Origin of the sequence: Nocardia elegans NBRC 108235 (assembly GCF_001612845.1) — a bacterium.
GTDB classification, from domain to species: domain Bacteria; phylum Actinomycetota; class Actinomycetes; order Mycobacteriales; family Mycobacteriaceae; genus Nocardia; species Nocardia nova.
The window spans coordinates 1-14,980 of sequence record NZ_BDBF01000091.1 but is presented as its reverse complement, the minus strand read 5'-3'; the positions used below and the strand labels follow the sequence as shown (position 1 = coordinate 14,980).

13 protein-coding genes and 4 pseudogenes are annotated in these 14,980 nt (G+C 65.2%); 10 read left to right on the top strand and 7 right to left on the bottom strand.

Annotation, left to right across the window (positions count from 1 at the left end; all coding sequences use genetic code 11):
- Window positions 1–233 precede the first annotated feature (233 nt).
- Both NE2_RS35350 and NE2_RS34000 read right to left on the bottom strand, forming a co-directional pair.
- On the bottom strand, window positions 234–914 hold the full coding sequence (locus NE2_RS35350; protein WP_084494525.1) for a DUF4232 domain-containing protein: 681 nt from the start codon (window positions 912–914) through the stop codon (window positions 234–236).
- A gap of 52 nt (window positions 915–966) precedes the next feature.
- Complete coding sequence (locus NE2_RS34000) at window positions 967–1,143, bottom strand: integrase core domain-containing protein (protein WP_167356823.1); 177 nt, start codon at window positions 1,141–1,143, stop codon at window positions 967–969.
- Window positions 1,144–1,198: 55 nt separating this feature from the next.
- Between NE2_RS34000 and NE2_RS37400 the strand changes: the two are divergent.
- From NE2_RS37400 to NE2_RS35345, 5 genes and pseudogenes are all read left to right on the top strand, one after another.
- Window positions 1,199–1,403: pseudogene (locus tag NE2_RS37400) on the top strand (IS3 family transposase); the annotation flags it as partial.
- 18 nt (window positions 1,404–1,421) lie between these two features.
- The gene (locus NE2_RS37760) at window positions 1,422–1,874 is read left to right on the top strand and encodes a three-helix bundle dimerization domain-containing protein (RefSeq protein ID WP_373862301.1); all 453 of its coding nucleotides are present in this window, start codon (window positions 1,422–1,424) and stop codon (window positions 1,872–1,874) included.
- A 215-nt stretch (window positions 1,875–2,089) separates the two neighbouring features.
- Window positions 2,090–3,088, top strand: a complete 999-nt coding sequence (locus NE2_RS33990) for an Acg family FMN-binding oxidoreductase (RefSeq protein ID WP_233429972.1) — start codon at window positions 2,090–2,092, stop codon at window positions 3,086–3,088.
- Between the two features lie 243 nt (window positions 3,089–3,331).
- Window positions 3,332–3,658 (top strand): cupin domain-containing protein, encoded by a 327-nt coding sequence (locus NE2_RS33985; RefSeq protein WP_063032812.1) that lies wholly within the window; start codon window positions 3,332–3,334, stop codon window positions 3,656–3,658.
- Between the two features lie 116 nt (window positions 3,659–3,774).
- Window positions 3,775–4,026 (top strand): annotated as a pseudogene (locus NE2_RS35345) (transposase); the annotation flags it as partial.
- A gap of 10 nt (window positions 4,027–4,036) precedes the next feature.
- On the opposite strand, the gene NE2_RS33980 reads toward NE2_RS35345, so the two are convergent.
- Window positions 4,037–5,104 (bottom strand): AraC family transcriptional regulator, encoded by a 1,068-nt coding sequence (locus NE2_RS33980; protein ID WP_063032810.1) that lies wholly within the window; start codon window positions 5,102–5,104, stop codon window positions 4,037–4,039.
- 94 nt (window positions 5,105–5,198) lie between these two features.
- On the opposite strand from NE2_RS33980, the gene NE2_RS36140 reads away from it, so the two are divergent.
- The 5 genes and pseudogenes from NE2_RS36140 (at window position 5,199) to NE2_RS33965 (ending at window position 9,905) form a co-directional block, all read left to right on the top strand.
- On the top strand, window positions 5,199–5,369 hold the full coding sequence (locus NE2_RS36140) for a hypothetical protein (RefSeq protein ID WP_157110999.1): 171 nt from the start codon (window positions 5,199–5,201) through the stop codon (window positions 5,367–5,369).
- Window positions 5,369–6,394, top strand: coding sequence for an alpha/beta hydrolase (locus tag NE2_RS33975; protein ID WP_063032808.1), 1,026 nt, complete (start codon window positions 5,369–5,371; stop codon window positions 6,392–6,394). Before NE2_RS36140 ends, NE2_RS33975 begins: the two co-directional genes overlap by 1 nt.
- Window positions 6,391–7,821: pseudogene (locus NE2_RS36515) on the top strand (long-chain-fatty-acid--CoA ligase); the annotation flags it as partial. The gene NE2_RS33975 and the pseudogene NE2_RS36515, both read left to right, overlap by 4 nt.
- Before the next feature lie 66 nt (window positions 7,822–7,887).
- On the top strand, window positions 7,888–8,691 hold the full coding sequence (locus tag NE2_RS36510; RefSeq protein WP_167356824.1) for an enoyl-CoA hydratase/isomerase family protein: 804 nt from the start codon (window positions 7,888–7,890) through the stop codon (window positions 8,689–8,691).
- Between the two features lie 56 nt (window positions 8,692–8,747).
- Window positions 8,748–9,905: an acyl-CoA dehydrogenase family protein gene (locus NE2_RS33965; RefSeq protein WP_063032806.1), complete on the top strand. Its 1,158-nt coding sequence runs from the start codon at window positions 8,748–8,750 to the stop codon at window positions 9,903–9,905.
- Between the two features lie 94 nt (window positions 9,906–9,999).
- On the opposite strand, the pseudogene NE2_RS33960 reads toward NE2_RS33965, so the two are convergent.
- From NE2_RS33960 to NE2_RS33950, 4 genes and pseudogenes are all read right to left on the bottom strand, one after another.
- Window positions 10,000–10,818: pseudogene (locus NE2_RS33960) on the bottom strand (ISL3 family transposase); the annotation flags it as partial.
- A gap of 1,143 nt (window positions 10,819–11,961) precedes the next feature.
- Entirely contained in the window at window positions 11,962–12,504 is a 543-nt protein-coding gene (locus NE2_RS36135) for a hypothetical protein (RefSeq protein WP_146165398.1), read from the bottom strand.
- 80 nt (window positions 12,505–12,584) lie between these two features.
- Complete coding sequence (locus tag NE2_RS33955; RefSeq protein ID WP_146165399.1) at window positions 12,585–12,881, bottom strand: hypothetical protein; 297 nt, start codon at window positions 12,879–12,881, stop codon at window positions 12,585–12,587.
- Between the two features lie 372 nt (window positions 12,882–13,253).
- On the bottom strand, window positions 13,254–13,736 hold the full coding sequence (locus tag NE2_RS33950) for a hypothetical protein (protein ID WP_063032800.1): 483 nt from the start codon (window positions 13,734–13,736) through the stop codon (window positions 13,254–13,256).
- Between the last annotated feature and the right edge of the window lie 1,244 nt (window positions 13,737–14,980).

Here is a 14,980-nt window from a genome sequence, read left to right as displayed (position 1 = left end):
GTGCGCCGGGGTTGAAAGCGTCGTCGGCCGCGCCCGCCGCGCCGGTGGTGGGCAGCCGTTGCCGGTCCCGGTGCGCCCGTTCGTATTCCGCAACAGTTTGCCCGCCGACATGACCTCCTGCTGCCCCACAGGCGATCGCTGTGCGGCACCGCCTGCGACTTCTTCGTCGAAGCCCCACAGGGAACGGGGAAACCGGATCCCATCGAGGAGGAAGTACCCATCAGGAGCTGCGCCTATAGCGGCGTGATCGCGCGGACGACGAGCATGCGCTGCGGGCTCGGGCAGATCAAGTTGTCCCACGGCAGCCACAGCGATTCGGTGTTGTCGGGCGGATAGACACGCAGGGTGGTGGTGCGCAGGGCTGCGCAATCGTTGATCTGCTTGGGATAGGTAATGAACTCGAATTGGGCTGCCCCGCCCGGCGCGAGCGTGACCGGAGCGGGCTTGGGCGCCTGCGGACCCTCGTCCCGCACCGCGGGCTCGCCCACCGGGTCACCGCTGGGGCCGTTGGTTTGCGAGACCCCCGGGAAACCTTGCACGACACAGGTTCGCGAGCTGGAGTTGATGAACCTCAGGAACCAGTCCCCTCCCACCGGGCCACCGACCCCCTTATCCAAACGGAGTTGGGCAGTCACGCACTTCGGCGACGCGGTGTCAGCGGGAGTAGCCGGCTCGGCGGCTGCGGTTCCGGTCGCCGGCACGGCGACAGTCTCGGACGTCTCGGAGGCGCTGCCGCCGGGCTCGGTCGCGTGTCTCGATGGAGCGGGTTGCCCAGTTTGCGCTGGCGGCCGCGAAGCTTGGACCGCCGGAGTGGTTGTGGACAGCGACCCCGGGGTAGAGGCCCGGTCGCAACCGCTGACGGTGATGGCGATGCTCGCCGCGAAGCCCGCGACAATCAGTGACTTGGTACGCATGAGTCCCCCTCGAGTCCGATACCGCAACGGTTCGCATGCATATCGATCGGCATCAGCCCCCGTTACGCCACGGCGCCGTGTGTGGATGCTCACGGGTCTCGTCCAGAGGGAGGCGGGCGTTGTTGTACCAGTCCGCCCATGCCATGAGCGCGAATTCGACCTCGGCGAGGGTCTTGAACGCGCCGTGCCGGTTGATGACCTCGGTCTTGAAGACCGCGCTGGTGTTCAAGGCACTCAACATGGCCGTGTGGCGGCGTGACCACTACGGGCACCCGATCTAGCCTGGACTGATCCACCACATCGGCGCCGGGTCGCAACACACCTCCGTGCAGTTCACCGAATCCCTTGCTCTACAGGGGCTCAGCGTCGATAGGTTCGGACGGGGATGCCTATGACAACGCTCTGGCGGAATCGATCATCGGCTTGTTCAAGACCGAGGTCATCGGCAGCACCGAACGACTCCTTGCAGCTCGGCACGGCCCCTGGCGCCTCGGGACCTTCGACACTATGCGCGGGAGACGGGGTCCAGCGATAGTGACGGGCAGGAGGACGAGAGATTCTCGAGGAGATGCTTTGACAGCCCAGCAACTTGGGTTCGACCCGCTCGCCGGCCCCGCGCGCCCGCAGATCGCTCGCCGGATCGATGCCGTACCACCACAGATGCTTGAGCCGCGGCCGCAACGGCGCAGCCGGCCAGCCTCGGCCGCGGCTCTCGCCGAGCGCGCGACTTTGCAGTCGCGGCAGCCCGGGCAAGTTGCCCGGCACGTGCGGTCATCAGCCGAGCGATCTGTCGTCGACCACGTTGTCGAACGACTGATCCGGGAATTCGGACACGGGCTGTCCCGCAATACGGTCACCGAAGTCGTCCGGCGTTGCATCGATGACCTGGCCGGAACACCCCGCGAAGCGATTCCGGAACTGAGCGAACGACTAGCCAGGCAGCGCCTGCTCGACTCCTGATCGGGACCGGATCGGCAGGCTGGTTCCTCGCGCACATCCGAACCGAACACGTCGATATCGCGCCCCACGCTGAATTGCATTGGCGGACAGGTCATATCGTCATGTCCCACCGGATTCACCCGTGACACGACGGGAAGGGACCAACGACCCACTCGTTGGGGGCGAAACGCCGGTTCTTTCCGGATGAGCCCGGTGTGAGACTGACCTCTATGGCGATGGCAAAGAACTCCGTAACCCTCGGCACGCCGACCGACGCGATCGTGTCGGCTGTCATCGAGAGGGCGCAGCGGGCGCCCTCGGTGCACAACACTCAGCCGTGGCGGTGGGTCTTCGACGGGACCGGACTCGACCTGTTCGCCGATCCCGACCGTATATTGCCGGCCACCGATCCGCACGGGCGCGAACGAGTTATCAGCTGCGGTGCCGTGCTCCACCACGCTCGCACGGCGTTCGCGGCGCTCGGCTGGCATACCGACACCGTGCGCCTGCCGGACCGGGCCCAGCCGGACCATCTCGCGGCCGTCACCTTCCGTCCTTGGCGAGAGCCCCCTGCCGGGATCGCGGAGCGAGCCGCAGCCATCGACCTCAGGTACACCGATCGGTTGCCGATGTACGAGCCACAGAACTGGGACCAGGTGGTCCCTCGGCTGAAGCAGCTGGTATCCCGGCACGGTCTGTTCTGCGACGCCCTCGCCGAGGACATCCGCGCCCGGGTCGCGGCGGTGTCGGACATCGCATCGGCCGCTCGACAAGACGATCCGATGTACCAAGACGAATTGCATTGGTGGACAGGACATTCCGGTGGGACCGAGGGCGTCCCGCCGAGTGTCCTCGTCTCCGATGCCGAATTTTCCCACGTCGATATCGGCCGAGCGTTTCCGCGCGCGCCGCATTCGATGCGGCGGCCCGATCTCACCGACCACGCACGGCTCATCGTGCTGAGTTCACCTGACGACTCGCTCGAGCAGTGGCTGCATACCGGTGAGGCGTTGTCGGCAGTACTGCTCGAATGCGCCGCAGCCGAATTGTCCACGTGCCCGATCACACATGTCACCGAACTCCCGGCAGGCCGGCGAGCACTGGCGGCACTACTACCTCACCGCGCTTTCCCGCAGGTTCTCATCCGCGTCGGCGCATCCCCAGACGACGAACCGAGACCACCCGTGACCCCTCGACATCCTCTCGACGAGGTGCTCAGGTTCACCCGCCGGTGAGCCGCGCGAAACCGGTGCACCGAGGGGATCGGTCCTGCCGCGCCGGGAACGATGCTCCGCGCGAGCGTTGCAACCTCCTAAAAACTGGCAGCCACCAACCGACAGTGAGCCCACGACCGGCGCCCGAATTTCGAATACCCGGCCCGGCGCACCCGCGGCGAGACCGAGCCGTTCTCCACTGTGGTATCGAGTCAAGTAATACCGATCGGATCAGGGCCAGACGACAACGGAAGGACGGGTTCGGTGGAGAAATTCTCATTGGATGCCCTCGCTCGCGAACAGCTGGACCGTGCCAAGTCGGCGTCGGCACGGCGCAGCGCCGCGACGGTGTACGGCGGCCACGAGCATCGGCTGCGTCAAACCATAATTGCCCTGACAGCGGGCACGTCGATGGCTGAGCACGAAAACCCAGGCGAGGCAACCATGTTCGTGTTGCAGGGCCGGGTGCGGCTGCACAGTCAGGGTACGGAGTGGGAAGGCCGCAGTGGCGATCTGATCGTCGTGCCGAAGGCCCGGCACGGCCTCGAAGCTGTCGAGGACAGCGCAGTGCTCCTTACTGTCGTGAAGTAGCCGCCAAGCCAACCGGACCGGCTCGACATCGGTCACCACGGCGTACGAGGCAGACACGGGTCGGCCGTTGCCCTCGGCTGAGCAGTTGACGCAGCACGTAGTGCAGCTGCTACCGCGTCGGTCCCGATACCGAGGCCACGTTGCTCATCACTGCCGGCGACAACCCTGACCGTCTCCGCAGCGAAGTGTCGTTCTCGGCCCTCTGCGGTGTCAGCCCGATCGAAGCCTCCTCCGGCAAGACCGTCCGTCGGCGGCTCAACCGCGGCGGTGACCGCCAAGCCAACTCCGCCCTTTACACCGTCGTCATTGCCCGATTGCGCTGGGACACAGCCACAAAGAGCTACATCGCCCGCCGCGAGACGGACGGTGCGCGACTGGTCACTCCGCGGGGCAGGCACCGAGAAACCGCGCCGAGCGTTCGGCCGAGTGCCGAGTCCGGACCTCACGCGGGGCGACGTTCCACCATCGCCGTGCCGCGCGCGACAGGCCCGACTGCTCGGCGAAACCGACCATGCCGGCCACCTGGCCCAGGGGCAGGTCGGTGGTGGTGAGCAGGCGGTGCGCGGTCTCGCGCCGGACGTCGTCGAGCAGGTGGGCGAACGTGGTGTTCTCCTGCGCGAGGCGCCGCTGCAAGGTGCGTTCGTGCATCGACAGCAATCGCGCCACGGCCGCCACATCGACCGTCCGCGTGCCGACCGACTCGCGGACGATGGCCCGCACGCGAGGCGCGATCTCGCTGCGCATCGACGTGGCGGTCGGCGCAGGCGCCTGTTCGGCCAAGAACGCCAGCGCGAGGCGACGCAGGTTGTCGTTCACGCCGATCAGCTTGAAGCTCAGCACTTTTCGGGGAACCCGTAGCACGGCCGCGCGGTGCCCGATCTTCCCGAAATATACCGGGCACCCGAAAAATTCCTGATAGATCCGCCCGGACGCGGGCGGCCGGTACGGCAGTTCGACGCCCGCCAGCCCATAAGCGCCCTTGTGCAGATATGTGACCGCACGGTGGGTGAAGGCCAGTCCCAGATCGGTGCCCTGAACCGGCCCTTCGGCGGTGGCCGGACCGTAGTACAACCCGGCAACGTCCCGGTTTCCGCGCGGATCGGCGCCTACGGTGAGACGCAGCGAGCGAGCGTGCACGAACAAATACCGTGAGGTGCACTCCATCGCGTCGCCGAGGGTAGCGGAATGCTGCATCGCCACGGCGAGCGAACCCAGCATGGTCAGATCCTGCCGCGCAGCCAGCCGCAATCCCAGATCGGGGCAGCCGAGATCGGCCGAGGCGAACTCGAGCAACTCGGCCATCGCCCTCCCAGGAACGAGTACATCGTCGCTGTCCAGCGCGGCGGCAGGCAGCCCGGCCCAGCGGGTGTACTGCTCGGCATCCCCGCCGAGTTCGGCGACTACCGCACGCAACCCCCGTAGTCCCGCCGAGCGGACGTAATCCACATGTGCCCCCTTCCCTCCGGAATGTCGCCATGGGGTAAGAACTTGTCGCAGCGAGGCAAGATTAGCCCACCGACTCGGCAGCAGACTCGGGGGCATGGCAACCTTGTTCCGCTCGCCGCGCCAGAGCGATCGCGCCCCGCGGCGGGTGCGCCAGAACTATCCGCTCGACTCAGTCACATTGCGCACCGAACTGGACCGAGCCCTGATCGGCACGCGTCCTGAAAGTGCTTGTGACCGCGCGGATCTGGTCGAGGAAAGCGTGTGATGGCCGGAACCGACTCACTCGAGGGATCCGGCTGGGACACCGACATCCTGGGGCCGGGATACACCCGCCGGACACTCGATCTCGGCAAAGACCCCGACGGGGAAGGCGATGTGCGAGCGGTCGTGGTCCGCCGCGACCCCGGCGACGGCGACACGGTCGGGGGCGCGGTCCTGTACCTGCACGGGTTCTCGGACTACTTCTTCCAGACCGATCTGGCGGAGTTCTTCGCCGCCCGTGGCCAGGCCTTCTACGCCCTGGATCTGCGCAAGAGTGGACGCGCCCGGCAGCCGGGTCAGACCGCCCACTACGTCTCGCGGCTCGAGACCTACGACGAGGAGATCGAGCGCACCGTCGAGCTGATCATCGCAGAGCACGGCGCGATTCCGATCCTGGTGCTCGCCCATTCCACCGGCGGGCTGATCGCGTCGTTGTGGCTGGACCGCAGACGACAGCGCGCCGGCGTCGATCCGATCGCCGGACTGGTGCTCAACAGCCCATGGTTCGACCTGCAAGGCTCGGCGAAGATGCGCGGTCCGCTCACGTGGGCTCTGCGCGGGCTCGCACCTGTGCTGCCCCTGCGGCGATTGAGTCTGCCCGCTAGCACCGCCTACGGAGATTCGTTGCATGTCGACGGATCCGGAGAGTGGGACTACGACCTCGAACTCAAGCCGCGCGCGGGCTTCCCCGTCACCGTGGGCTGGCTCAACGCGATCCGCCGCGGCCACGCTCGCCTGCATCGCGGCGTGAACGTAGGTGTTCCCGCCCTCGTGCTGCATTCGGACAAGACCCACTTCTCGCGCGCTTACAGTGCCGCCGCCGACCGTGCCGACACCGTGCTCGACGTCGCCCAGATCGCCCGGTGGTCCGGCCGTTTGGGAATCCACACCACCGTGATTCCGATCGACGATGCTCGCCACGACGTGTTCCTGTCCCTGCCCGACGTGCGCGAACGCGCCTACGGCCACCTCGATACCTGGCTGGACGAACGAACCCGCGTCCGATTCGGGGCAGGAGAACCACGATGAGCGACCTCACCGAAACCCTCACCCGCACCGCCGCCGAACATCCCGACCGGCCCGCTCTGCGATCCGGCGAGCACACGATCCGTTACACCGAATTGGAGGACCTGACGGCACGCGCGGCAGCGCTGATGGCCTCGATGGGCGTCGAACCGGGCGACCGCGTCGGGCTCATGCTGCCCAACGTCCTCGAATTTCCGGTCCTGTTCTACGGAGCGCTCCGCCTCGGTGCGGTTGTGGTGCCGATGAATCCGTTGCTCAAGAGCCGCGAAATCGCCCATTACGCAACCGATTCAGGGATGACACTGCTGTGGGCGCACGCATCGGTACCCGAGCAGGAAACAGCGGCGGCGAGCTGCCGCGTCGAGCACGTCGATCACGCACTGCTCGCCGCTCTGTCCGATCATATTCGCGCACAGGCCGTTTCCCGCTCCGGTACCGACACCGCGGTCATCGTCTACACGTCCGGCACCACCGGCGCCCCCAAGGGCGCCGAGCTGACCCACGACAACCTACACGGCAACGCGCGCCTTCTCGTCGACGACCTGCTGGCACTGACCCCGCGCGACGTGATCATGGGAGTCCTGCCGCTGTTCCACATCTTCGGTCTGTCGTGTGTGCTGACCACCGCGGTCACCGCCGGAGCACTGGTGACCCTGGTTCCGCGCTTCGAACCGGCGGTTGTTCTGGAAACGATCGCGCGCGACGAGGTGACGGTGTTCGCGGGCGTCCCGACCATGTACACCGCCCTGGCCCGGATGCCCGAGGCAGACCCGGACCGCACCGCGACGCTGCGCACCTGCATCAGCGGCGGGGCCTCATTGCCCACCGACGTTCTCCGCTCCTTCGAGCAACGTTTCGGCAACACGATTTTCGAAGGCTACGGCCTGTCGGAAACCTCCTCGGTCGCGGGCTTCAACCTCATGGGCAGCGCCCGCCCCGGCTCGATCGGCACACCGATCCGGGGCGTGGAATTCCGGATCGTCGACGAGCAGCGCTGCCCCGTCGCACCCGGCACGGTGGGCGAGCTCTGCGTGCGCGGACACAACGTGATGAAGGGTTACTGGAATCGACCCGACGCCACCGCCGAGGCATTCGACAGCGACGACTGGTTCCACACCGGCGACCTCGCCCGCCGAGACGACGACGGCTACTACTACATCGTCGACCGGAAGAAGGACCTCATCATCCGCGGCGGATTCAACGTCTACCCCCGCGAGATCGAGGAAGTGCTCTACGAACACCCCGCCGTGCACGAAGCCGCCGTCCTCGCCCTCCCTCACCCCACCCACGGCGAAGAGGTCGGCGCCGCGGTCGCGCTGCGCCCCGGCCACGACGCATCCGCCGACGAGTTGCGCGACTACGTGAAAGCCCGTGTGGCGCCGTACAAATACCCGCGCCATGTCTGGTTCCTCGACACCCTGCCCAAGAGCGCCTCGGGCAAGGTCCTCAAAAGGTCGATCGCAGTACCGGATCCCAGCCACGAGAAAGGAACGGCCATAAGCGATTCGAGCACCTCGACCGGAAGCCGGTTGAGCCGCGTCGAAACCGAATCGGGCGCCGAACTGGCCGTCCTCACCATCGACAACCCGCCGCTGAACCTGTTCGGCAAGGCGCTGATGGAGTCGATCGCCGCCGATATCGCCGATTTGGCCGCCGCCCCGCCGCGCGCGGTGCTGCTGCGCGCCGCGGGCGAGGTCGTCTCCGGCGGCGTGGACGTCCGTGTGTTCGACGGACTGTCGGCCGAGCAGGGCATCGAGCTGTGGCGCGACCTGTTCGAGCGGATCATCCATCCGCTCGAGTCACTGCCCTGCCCGGTGATCTTCGCCGCGCATGGACTGACCCTCACCGCAGCCTTCGAGATCGCGCTGGCCTGCGACATCATCCTGGCCGCGCCCACCGCGAAATTCGGTCTGGTGGAGACCGTGGTCGGGCTGACCCCGTCCATGGGCGGCCCGCAACGCCTCGCCGAGCGCGCGGGCTCGGGCTGTGCCCGGGAACTGGTGATGACCGCCGATCTCTACGACGCGAAGACCCTGGCCGACTGGGGTGTGGTCAACGCCGTCCACGACGACGTCCAGACCGCCGCACGAGAGCTGGCCGCCCGCCTGGCCGACGGCCCTACCCGGGCGCACGCCGCGACCAAGCAGATCGTGGCCGCGTGGCGTTCCAGCGGTGTGGCACAAGCAGATTTGGTGACCCCGCAAGTGTCGGGTGAGCTGTTCACCACCGAGGACCTGCAAGGCGCGGTCGCCAGCTTCCTCCAGGTCGGCCCGGGCAACGCGAGCTACACCGGGAGGTAAGGCCCCCGACCATTCCACGACCGCATACGTCCCAACCCAAGGAGCAGCCAAAAGCCATGCAGCGCAAGATTTTCGACGCCGACCACGATTCCTTTCGAAAGACGGTCCGCGCGTTCATCGAAGAAGAAGTGGTCCCCGTCTACGACGAATGGTATTCGGCCGGTATCGTTCCCCGCGAGTTCTACTACAAACTCGCCGAACTCGGCATCTTCGGCATCGAGGTGCCCGAGCAGTACGGCGGCGCGGGCATCGAGTCGTTCACCTTCGAAACCATCCTCATCGAGGAAACGGCCCGCGCCGGTGTCTCCCTCGGCGGCTCGACCGTGCACGTGAGCCTGTGCCTGCCATATCTGAAGAAGCTCGCCACCGACGAGCAGAAGCAGCGCTGGTTACCCGGATTCGTCACCGGCGACACCATGTTCGCCATCGCTATGACCGAGCCCGGCACCGGCTCCGACTTGGCCGGAATGCGCACCACCGCAAAGCTTTCCGCCGACGGCACACACTACATCCTCAACGGCGCCAAAACCTTCATCACCGGCGGAGTCCACGCCGACCGGGTGATCGTCTGCGCGCGCACCGCCGCGCCGAAGCCCGACGACCGCCGCCACGGCATCTCCCTGCTCGTGGTCGACACCGCCTCCCCCGGCTACTCGGTGGGCCGCAAACTCGACAAACTCGGCCTCAAGGTCTCCGACACCGCCGAACTCACCTTCACCGACGTCCGCGTCCCGGTCGAAGACCTCCTCGGTGAAGAGAACAAAGGCTTCTCCTACCTCGGCCAGAACCTGCCCCAGGAACGGCTGTCCATCGCTATCGGCGCCTACGCCCAAGCCAAAGCCGCCATCGGCTTCGCCACCGAATACACCAAGCAGCGCAACGTCTTCGGCCAGCCCGTCGCCGGCTTCCAGAACACCAAATTCGAACTGGCCGCCTGCCGCGCCGAGATCGACGCCGCCGAAGCCGTCGTCGACCGCGCCCTCGAAGCCCTCGACGCAGGGGAACTCTCCCCCGCCGACGCCGCCTCCGCCAAACTCTTCTGCACCGAAGTAGCCGCCCGCGTCATCGACCGCTGCCTCCAGTTGCACGGCGGCTACGGCTTCATCAACGAATACCCCATCGCCCGCCTCTACGCCGACAACCGCGTCAACCGAATCTACGGCGGAACCAGCGAGGTCATGAAAACCATCATCGCCAAGGACATGGGCCTCTGAACCGAAACTTACACAGCGGGCGCAGCCGCCCGGCCGTGCCGCCGGGACTGTCGGAACAAACAACGGCTCTTGCTCAATTTCGTTGGTGGCGAGGCTATCCCAGCAGAATGCGGTGTCGGAGTAGCTCGAAGCTGGCCCGGCCATACATTTGTCGCTTGATCAGTTCGGTTTTCGTGTTGACACCTTCGATCGGACCATTGCTGAAGGGCACTGTCAGACCGGCGACCGCGGCGTCGTGATCCTGATCGAGGCCGCGCAGGAACGGATCGAGTTCGGTCAGTCCCGCTTCACGGACCTGCTTCATCCATCCGTCGAGATCGCTGCCTGGCCGTTCGGCCAGGATCGCGGCGAACTCACCGACGAGGCGGGCCAGGTCTGCCATCTCGGGGCAGGCCGCGACAAGTTCGCCCAAATGCGTTCGGCGCCCGGCGGGAAGAGCGGTGGGCCGGCTCATGATCCATGAGGTCAGCCGCCTGGATGAAGGGCTGATGCGCTCGCTCTCCGCGCGGCCTTGGTTGAGGTATTTGTGTAGCAAGTTCAGACTGCCGGTGTATCCGAGTGCTGTGATTTCCTGGAACAGGTGCAGGACCGGGACGCCGGGCTCTTCGACGCGGCGACGGCGCAGGTGGTCGCGGTAGGGGTCGACCAAGCAGGCCCGGTAATACGGTGGGTGGCGCACCTGGTCTGGCTCACATGCGCGGGCATAACGTTTCACGGTGTTCAACGCCAGGCCGAGGCGGCGGGCGCAGTCCAGCAGTCCGACGCCCTGGTCGAGCAGGCCGTGCACCGCATGCCAGCGTTCCAGCGTGGTGGCCTCGCGGGCGAGGGTTTGCCGTTTCGGACCGGCCGCGGCCCAGCATCGGCCATGCGCGGCAACGACCTCTCTCACCGATCGGGCCAGGCCGTGCCACAGAGCTGTCGGCGCGAAACGTCTCGAAAATAGCACTGGACGTCGGCAAACGGCGGCTGTATCAGGACGTCCACAGGACGTCACAGGTCCACAAACAGCAACAAACACCAACCGGCAACACTTATCAACAACCACGAACCCGCAGGTCGCGCCGCTTCGCCGGACAAAACCAACCGGTCATCAGTAGCATCGAAGGATGCGATCGATGTGTTGGTAGGCGATCCCCTGGTCGTCCGGATCGTTGGTTGACAGGCGCCGCAGGATGGACTAAACCCCAGGTCAGCAGTATTGCGCACAGCATGAACCAGTGGATTAGGGCTGCCGATAGCGGCCGATCACCGATTCTCCGGGAACCTACAGAACGTCGACAGGACGTCACGGAATTATCGTCCCTTTCGAACCCCTCCGACGGCTGCCGGCGAGCCCGCATAAGCGACGTCGAGGCTCTCGATCGCGCCCGAAGGATCCACTACCTCCGCCGAAGCCGTCCAACGGTATGCGACCCCGCCAGCGGCACAGAAGTGTTGTGGTTCGGCGGCACCAGGCGACGACCTGATCGAGGTAACGGGAAGAGTCACGGCAACACTTCCTGCCGGGCCGACGCCGGAGCAAACAGCCGACGCCAACCCGTGAAAGTCTCGGTCGGAATACGCGCCCGAGCATTCGCCACGGCCTGCGTCCAAGAGCACGCCTGCGTCGGATGCTCGTTCCTCAGGCCGGGCCCCGCCCAGCGACCCGGACTCGAAGAGATCCACGACAATCTCGAAGCTCGCATCATCGAAGCCAACGCGAAGGCCAGCTAAGTCGAGGGCCTCCAGGTCAGCTACGCCCGCGTCAAAGAGACGAGCTCACCCAGAGCGACACCACGCACCAACGGACGGCGGCAGGAATCGAACTCGACACCCTACGTTCGGATCCACCTCTGGAAGAGCCCCTACCTCATGACAATTAAGTTCACGGAAGCATCCGGATCACTGTTGAGCGAACCGCAGCACAGTTCAGCCCACTTCGATCAGCCTTGAAAGCGACCGCGGCCGTTTCGAACCGCGCGCTATGCGGCATTGCCGGACGCTGGTATCGCGCTATCGCCGTTGCGGTGCGGGTCACTGACGCTGCTTCATCGAACGGGCACAGAACAAGCCTTACTCACTTCTGCGGAACCTGAAGTGGTTCCGGCGGCAGAACACCGAGTTCCGATGCCAGCACGCTGGTTAAATCCCGGATCGCTGCTTCCGCTGCGGCGAACAGTTCCGGATTCTGGCCGCCTTGCCGTGAGTACCTATTCAATGCGAGACATGCCTGCTCGAAAGCGGGCGCCGCTCCACTCATGTCGAGCAGTTGGAGTCGGGCCTTAGCAATCTCGATTCGGGCGTGTCGAGAGGCCGCTTGCTTCTCCCAGTCGCTGCGCGCTTCGCGGGTTTCCTCGGTTCGATGCTTTCGATCACGTTGCCCAGCGGCTTTGCGCTGCCGAATATTGAACAGCCCTTCCCGCATAGCCTCCACGGCTTCGACGGCCGCCGCTAGCCTTTCAGCCCGGCGCTCCTTCCGTCGTTCGTTGCCCAGCTGGCGGGTTACGTTTCGCCAGGCAATCCATGCTGCTAACAGGGCAATAGCGGCAGCGAAAATTGTCGCGAGGGGTTGCGCCCACCAGTATGGATTTGCGCTTCCCGCGGACAGTGCGATATCCATGTCCACAAGCACCTCGAAACCCCCTGTTTGCCTTCAACTTTCGGGCCAAGCATCATGACGCTACTTGGCAGAGCTCATCACTACAAGGTTGATGGATGCCGATCGGCCACCGACCAGTTGACGGTCAACTCAACCCTATGCGTCCCTGGAAGCAACGACACCTCCGCGGTCCTGTCTGTGCGCAGCTTCGCCACCTCATGGCTGTCCACCACAACGCCATAGGCGTTGTAACGCGCCTGCCACGCACCCCTCCGGGGCACCACGATCGTCGCCCGAGCCTGCGCCAGCACAACAGGATCCGCCGCCGAATAGACTAACGACCGCCTGATCACCCGCACCATGCCGCGCCGCGGCAGAAGACACAACACCACCACCAACTACTCATGGTCGGTTGGTTCACCGACTTCATCGCCGAGGTCGAGCAATTGACCGAGAAGTTCGGGTCTCGATGGAAAACCGTTGCACGAACAGCGGCGCTCCACGCTCAGTCGACCCGAAAGGCCTCAAAGGCCGAGAACTCAGACCTTCCGGGCCACGCACCCGAGACTTGAGAAGGTAATCAACGCAAATCACGCCGCCGCTCCGCGGCCGCCGCGACTGTGGATACGCGTGGTGACGTGCGGCCAGCCGACACTCGGAAGACGGCGACGGCTCCACCACACTGGCCCGGCTCCTCAGTCCAGCCGGTTATGCCGACGGCACCACGGCCTGCCGAGCATTTTGGAGCAGAGAGTGCAGGGACCGACCGCTCATACAATCTCGAACTCGTCCGGATACAGCCGAAATGCCACCGGAGGCGTCACTTCCGGAATGGCCAAGTACCGGTCCGCTTCTCGGAGATTTCGAGGCCGGTAGCTGCCGTCGAACGCGATCATCACCGAGCTGCCGACCCCATTGCGTCTACGAGCCGGGCTGGCTTCTCTCCCAGCGTTCAGGATCTGCCCGATGTCGCGCCCATCGTTACCGACGGCGATGCCGCCATCATGGAAGAGCTGAACAAAGGTGCCGTTATCCCCGGCAATCGTCGACGCGACGACATGGCCAGCACCCGGATCAAGCATCACTTCAATCTGAGGACGCTGTTGCCGTTCAGTCGGCCCCGGCACCGCGAGCTCTTGCCCGACCCCGAGCAGGATCATCTCTCCAAGGGCGCTGTGACGGCGCCGATCCATGACAGACCACAAGTGAGTCGTCGACCAAACTTTGACCCGACCATCGAAGAACAGCGACACCCGGTCGCCATTGCTGTTGCCGATAAGATGACGTTCATTGTTGCCAGACAGCGGAACTCCCCTCGTGCAAAGTGGCGGCCGCGGTAGGCGACCCGCTCCAACAACCTGATGTCTCCGCCGACCGCGCCGGCGTTACCGAATCAGCAGGCGCCACTCCCCAATGCTCTCCCAGCCCGCAGTGCCGGTCGGTTCGGCGGTCTGGACCAACTGAGGCGTTCTTTCAGCAGAAGTCGCCACTTCAACTGGCGGATGAAAACCCTCGGCAATGTATAGATGCGCATATCAACGTAATCTAAATGCTCGCCGCGCGCGATGTGCTCACGGCCAACAGCCGTGCCCGACAGCCGCAGCCGGACTATCAGACCCGTTACGATCAGCACTGAAGTCGAGCCTCACTGCACATGATCAGCGCTTATGCAATGGGCTCGTGGCCCGGCGGGTGTGTTCAGACCCACCACAGTTGCCCATATTCGTCGACTCGGAGAATGCGCCGCGACGTATGACTTGTCATGGCCAGCAGCAGCCATACTGGGAGCCAGAGTCCACAGGTGAAGAAAGAGATCAGCAAGTGGAGGATGTGGTTCGGTGGTCGGCCGTACTCGAGCGTAACCATGTATGGGCCGCCGCCGAGGGCGGCGGCGCCACGGTTGCGCACTTCGAACGCGATGGCCTCGGCGAGTATCGCTTGGCACTGTTCGGGCGGAAGTGCCCGGATGGGCTCCACAATGGTGCATCGCTCGCGAAAAGCTGCGTGTTTCTACCCAAGCTCTATCCCACGTTCTCGACGGTCAGCGCGCCTCGGAATTAGCGAGAGGTAACAGTGACAGTCGACCGTTGCCGTTTCGGTGACAACGGGTATCGCAGAGGCCGGAATCCGCCATGCACGCTGTGTCTGGTCTACCCAGGTGGTGAAGCGACCGTCGTCGATCCGCCACGCCTGGGCAGCCTTTCGACACGAGCGAGGTTCTGCCGGTACTGCGCGGGCGTTGGCCCATCCCTTCGAGGAGTTCATGGGCAAGGAACCGATGGATCGGGAGTCGGCGGACCGGATCGCTGCCGCGGCCGAACGTGATCCTGACAGCCCGATTTTGAAGCCGCGTCCCGTGGGTGTGTCAGTTGAGGTGTCAGAGGACAGAACGCCGGGGCCCCGGATTGATAACTGGCCGCCGCCCCGTGGGGGCTGAATTGCGCGATCCGGCAACTCTGATCCGTGCAGTACTTCGTGTATCCACCCGAAAGTCTCA

Coding starts and splice junctions, on each gene's coding strand:
- NE2_RS35350 (WP_084494525.1), bottom strand. CDS start 914: ATGCGTACCAAGTCACTGATTGTCGCGGGCTTCGCGGCGAGCATCGCC.
- NE2_RS37760 (WP_373862301.1), top strand. CDS start 1,422: ATGCGCGGGAGACGGGGTCCAGCGATAGTGACGGGCAGGAGGACGAGA.
- NE2_RS33990 (WP_233429972.1), top strand. CDS start 2,090: ATGGCAAAGAACTCCGTAACCCTCGGCACGCCGACCGACGCGATCGTG.
- NE2_RS36140 (WP_157110999.1), top strand. CDS start 5,199: ATGGCAACCTTGTTCCGCTCGCCGCGCCAGAGCGATCGCGCCCCGCGG.
- NE2_RS33975 (WP_063032808.1), top strand. CDS start 5,369: ATGGCCGGAACCGACTCACTCGAGGGATCCGGCTGGGACACCGACATC.
- NE2_RS33965 (WP_063032806.1), top strand. CDS start 8,748: ATGCAGCGCAAGATTTTCGACGCCGACCACGATTCCTTTCGAAAGACG.
- NE2_RS36135 (WP_146165398.1), bottom strand. CDS start 12,504: ATGGATATCGCACTGTCCGCGGGAAGCGCAAATCCATACTGGTGGGCG.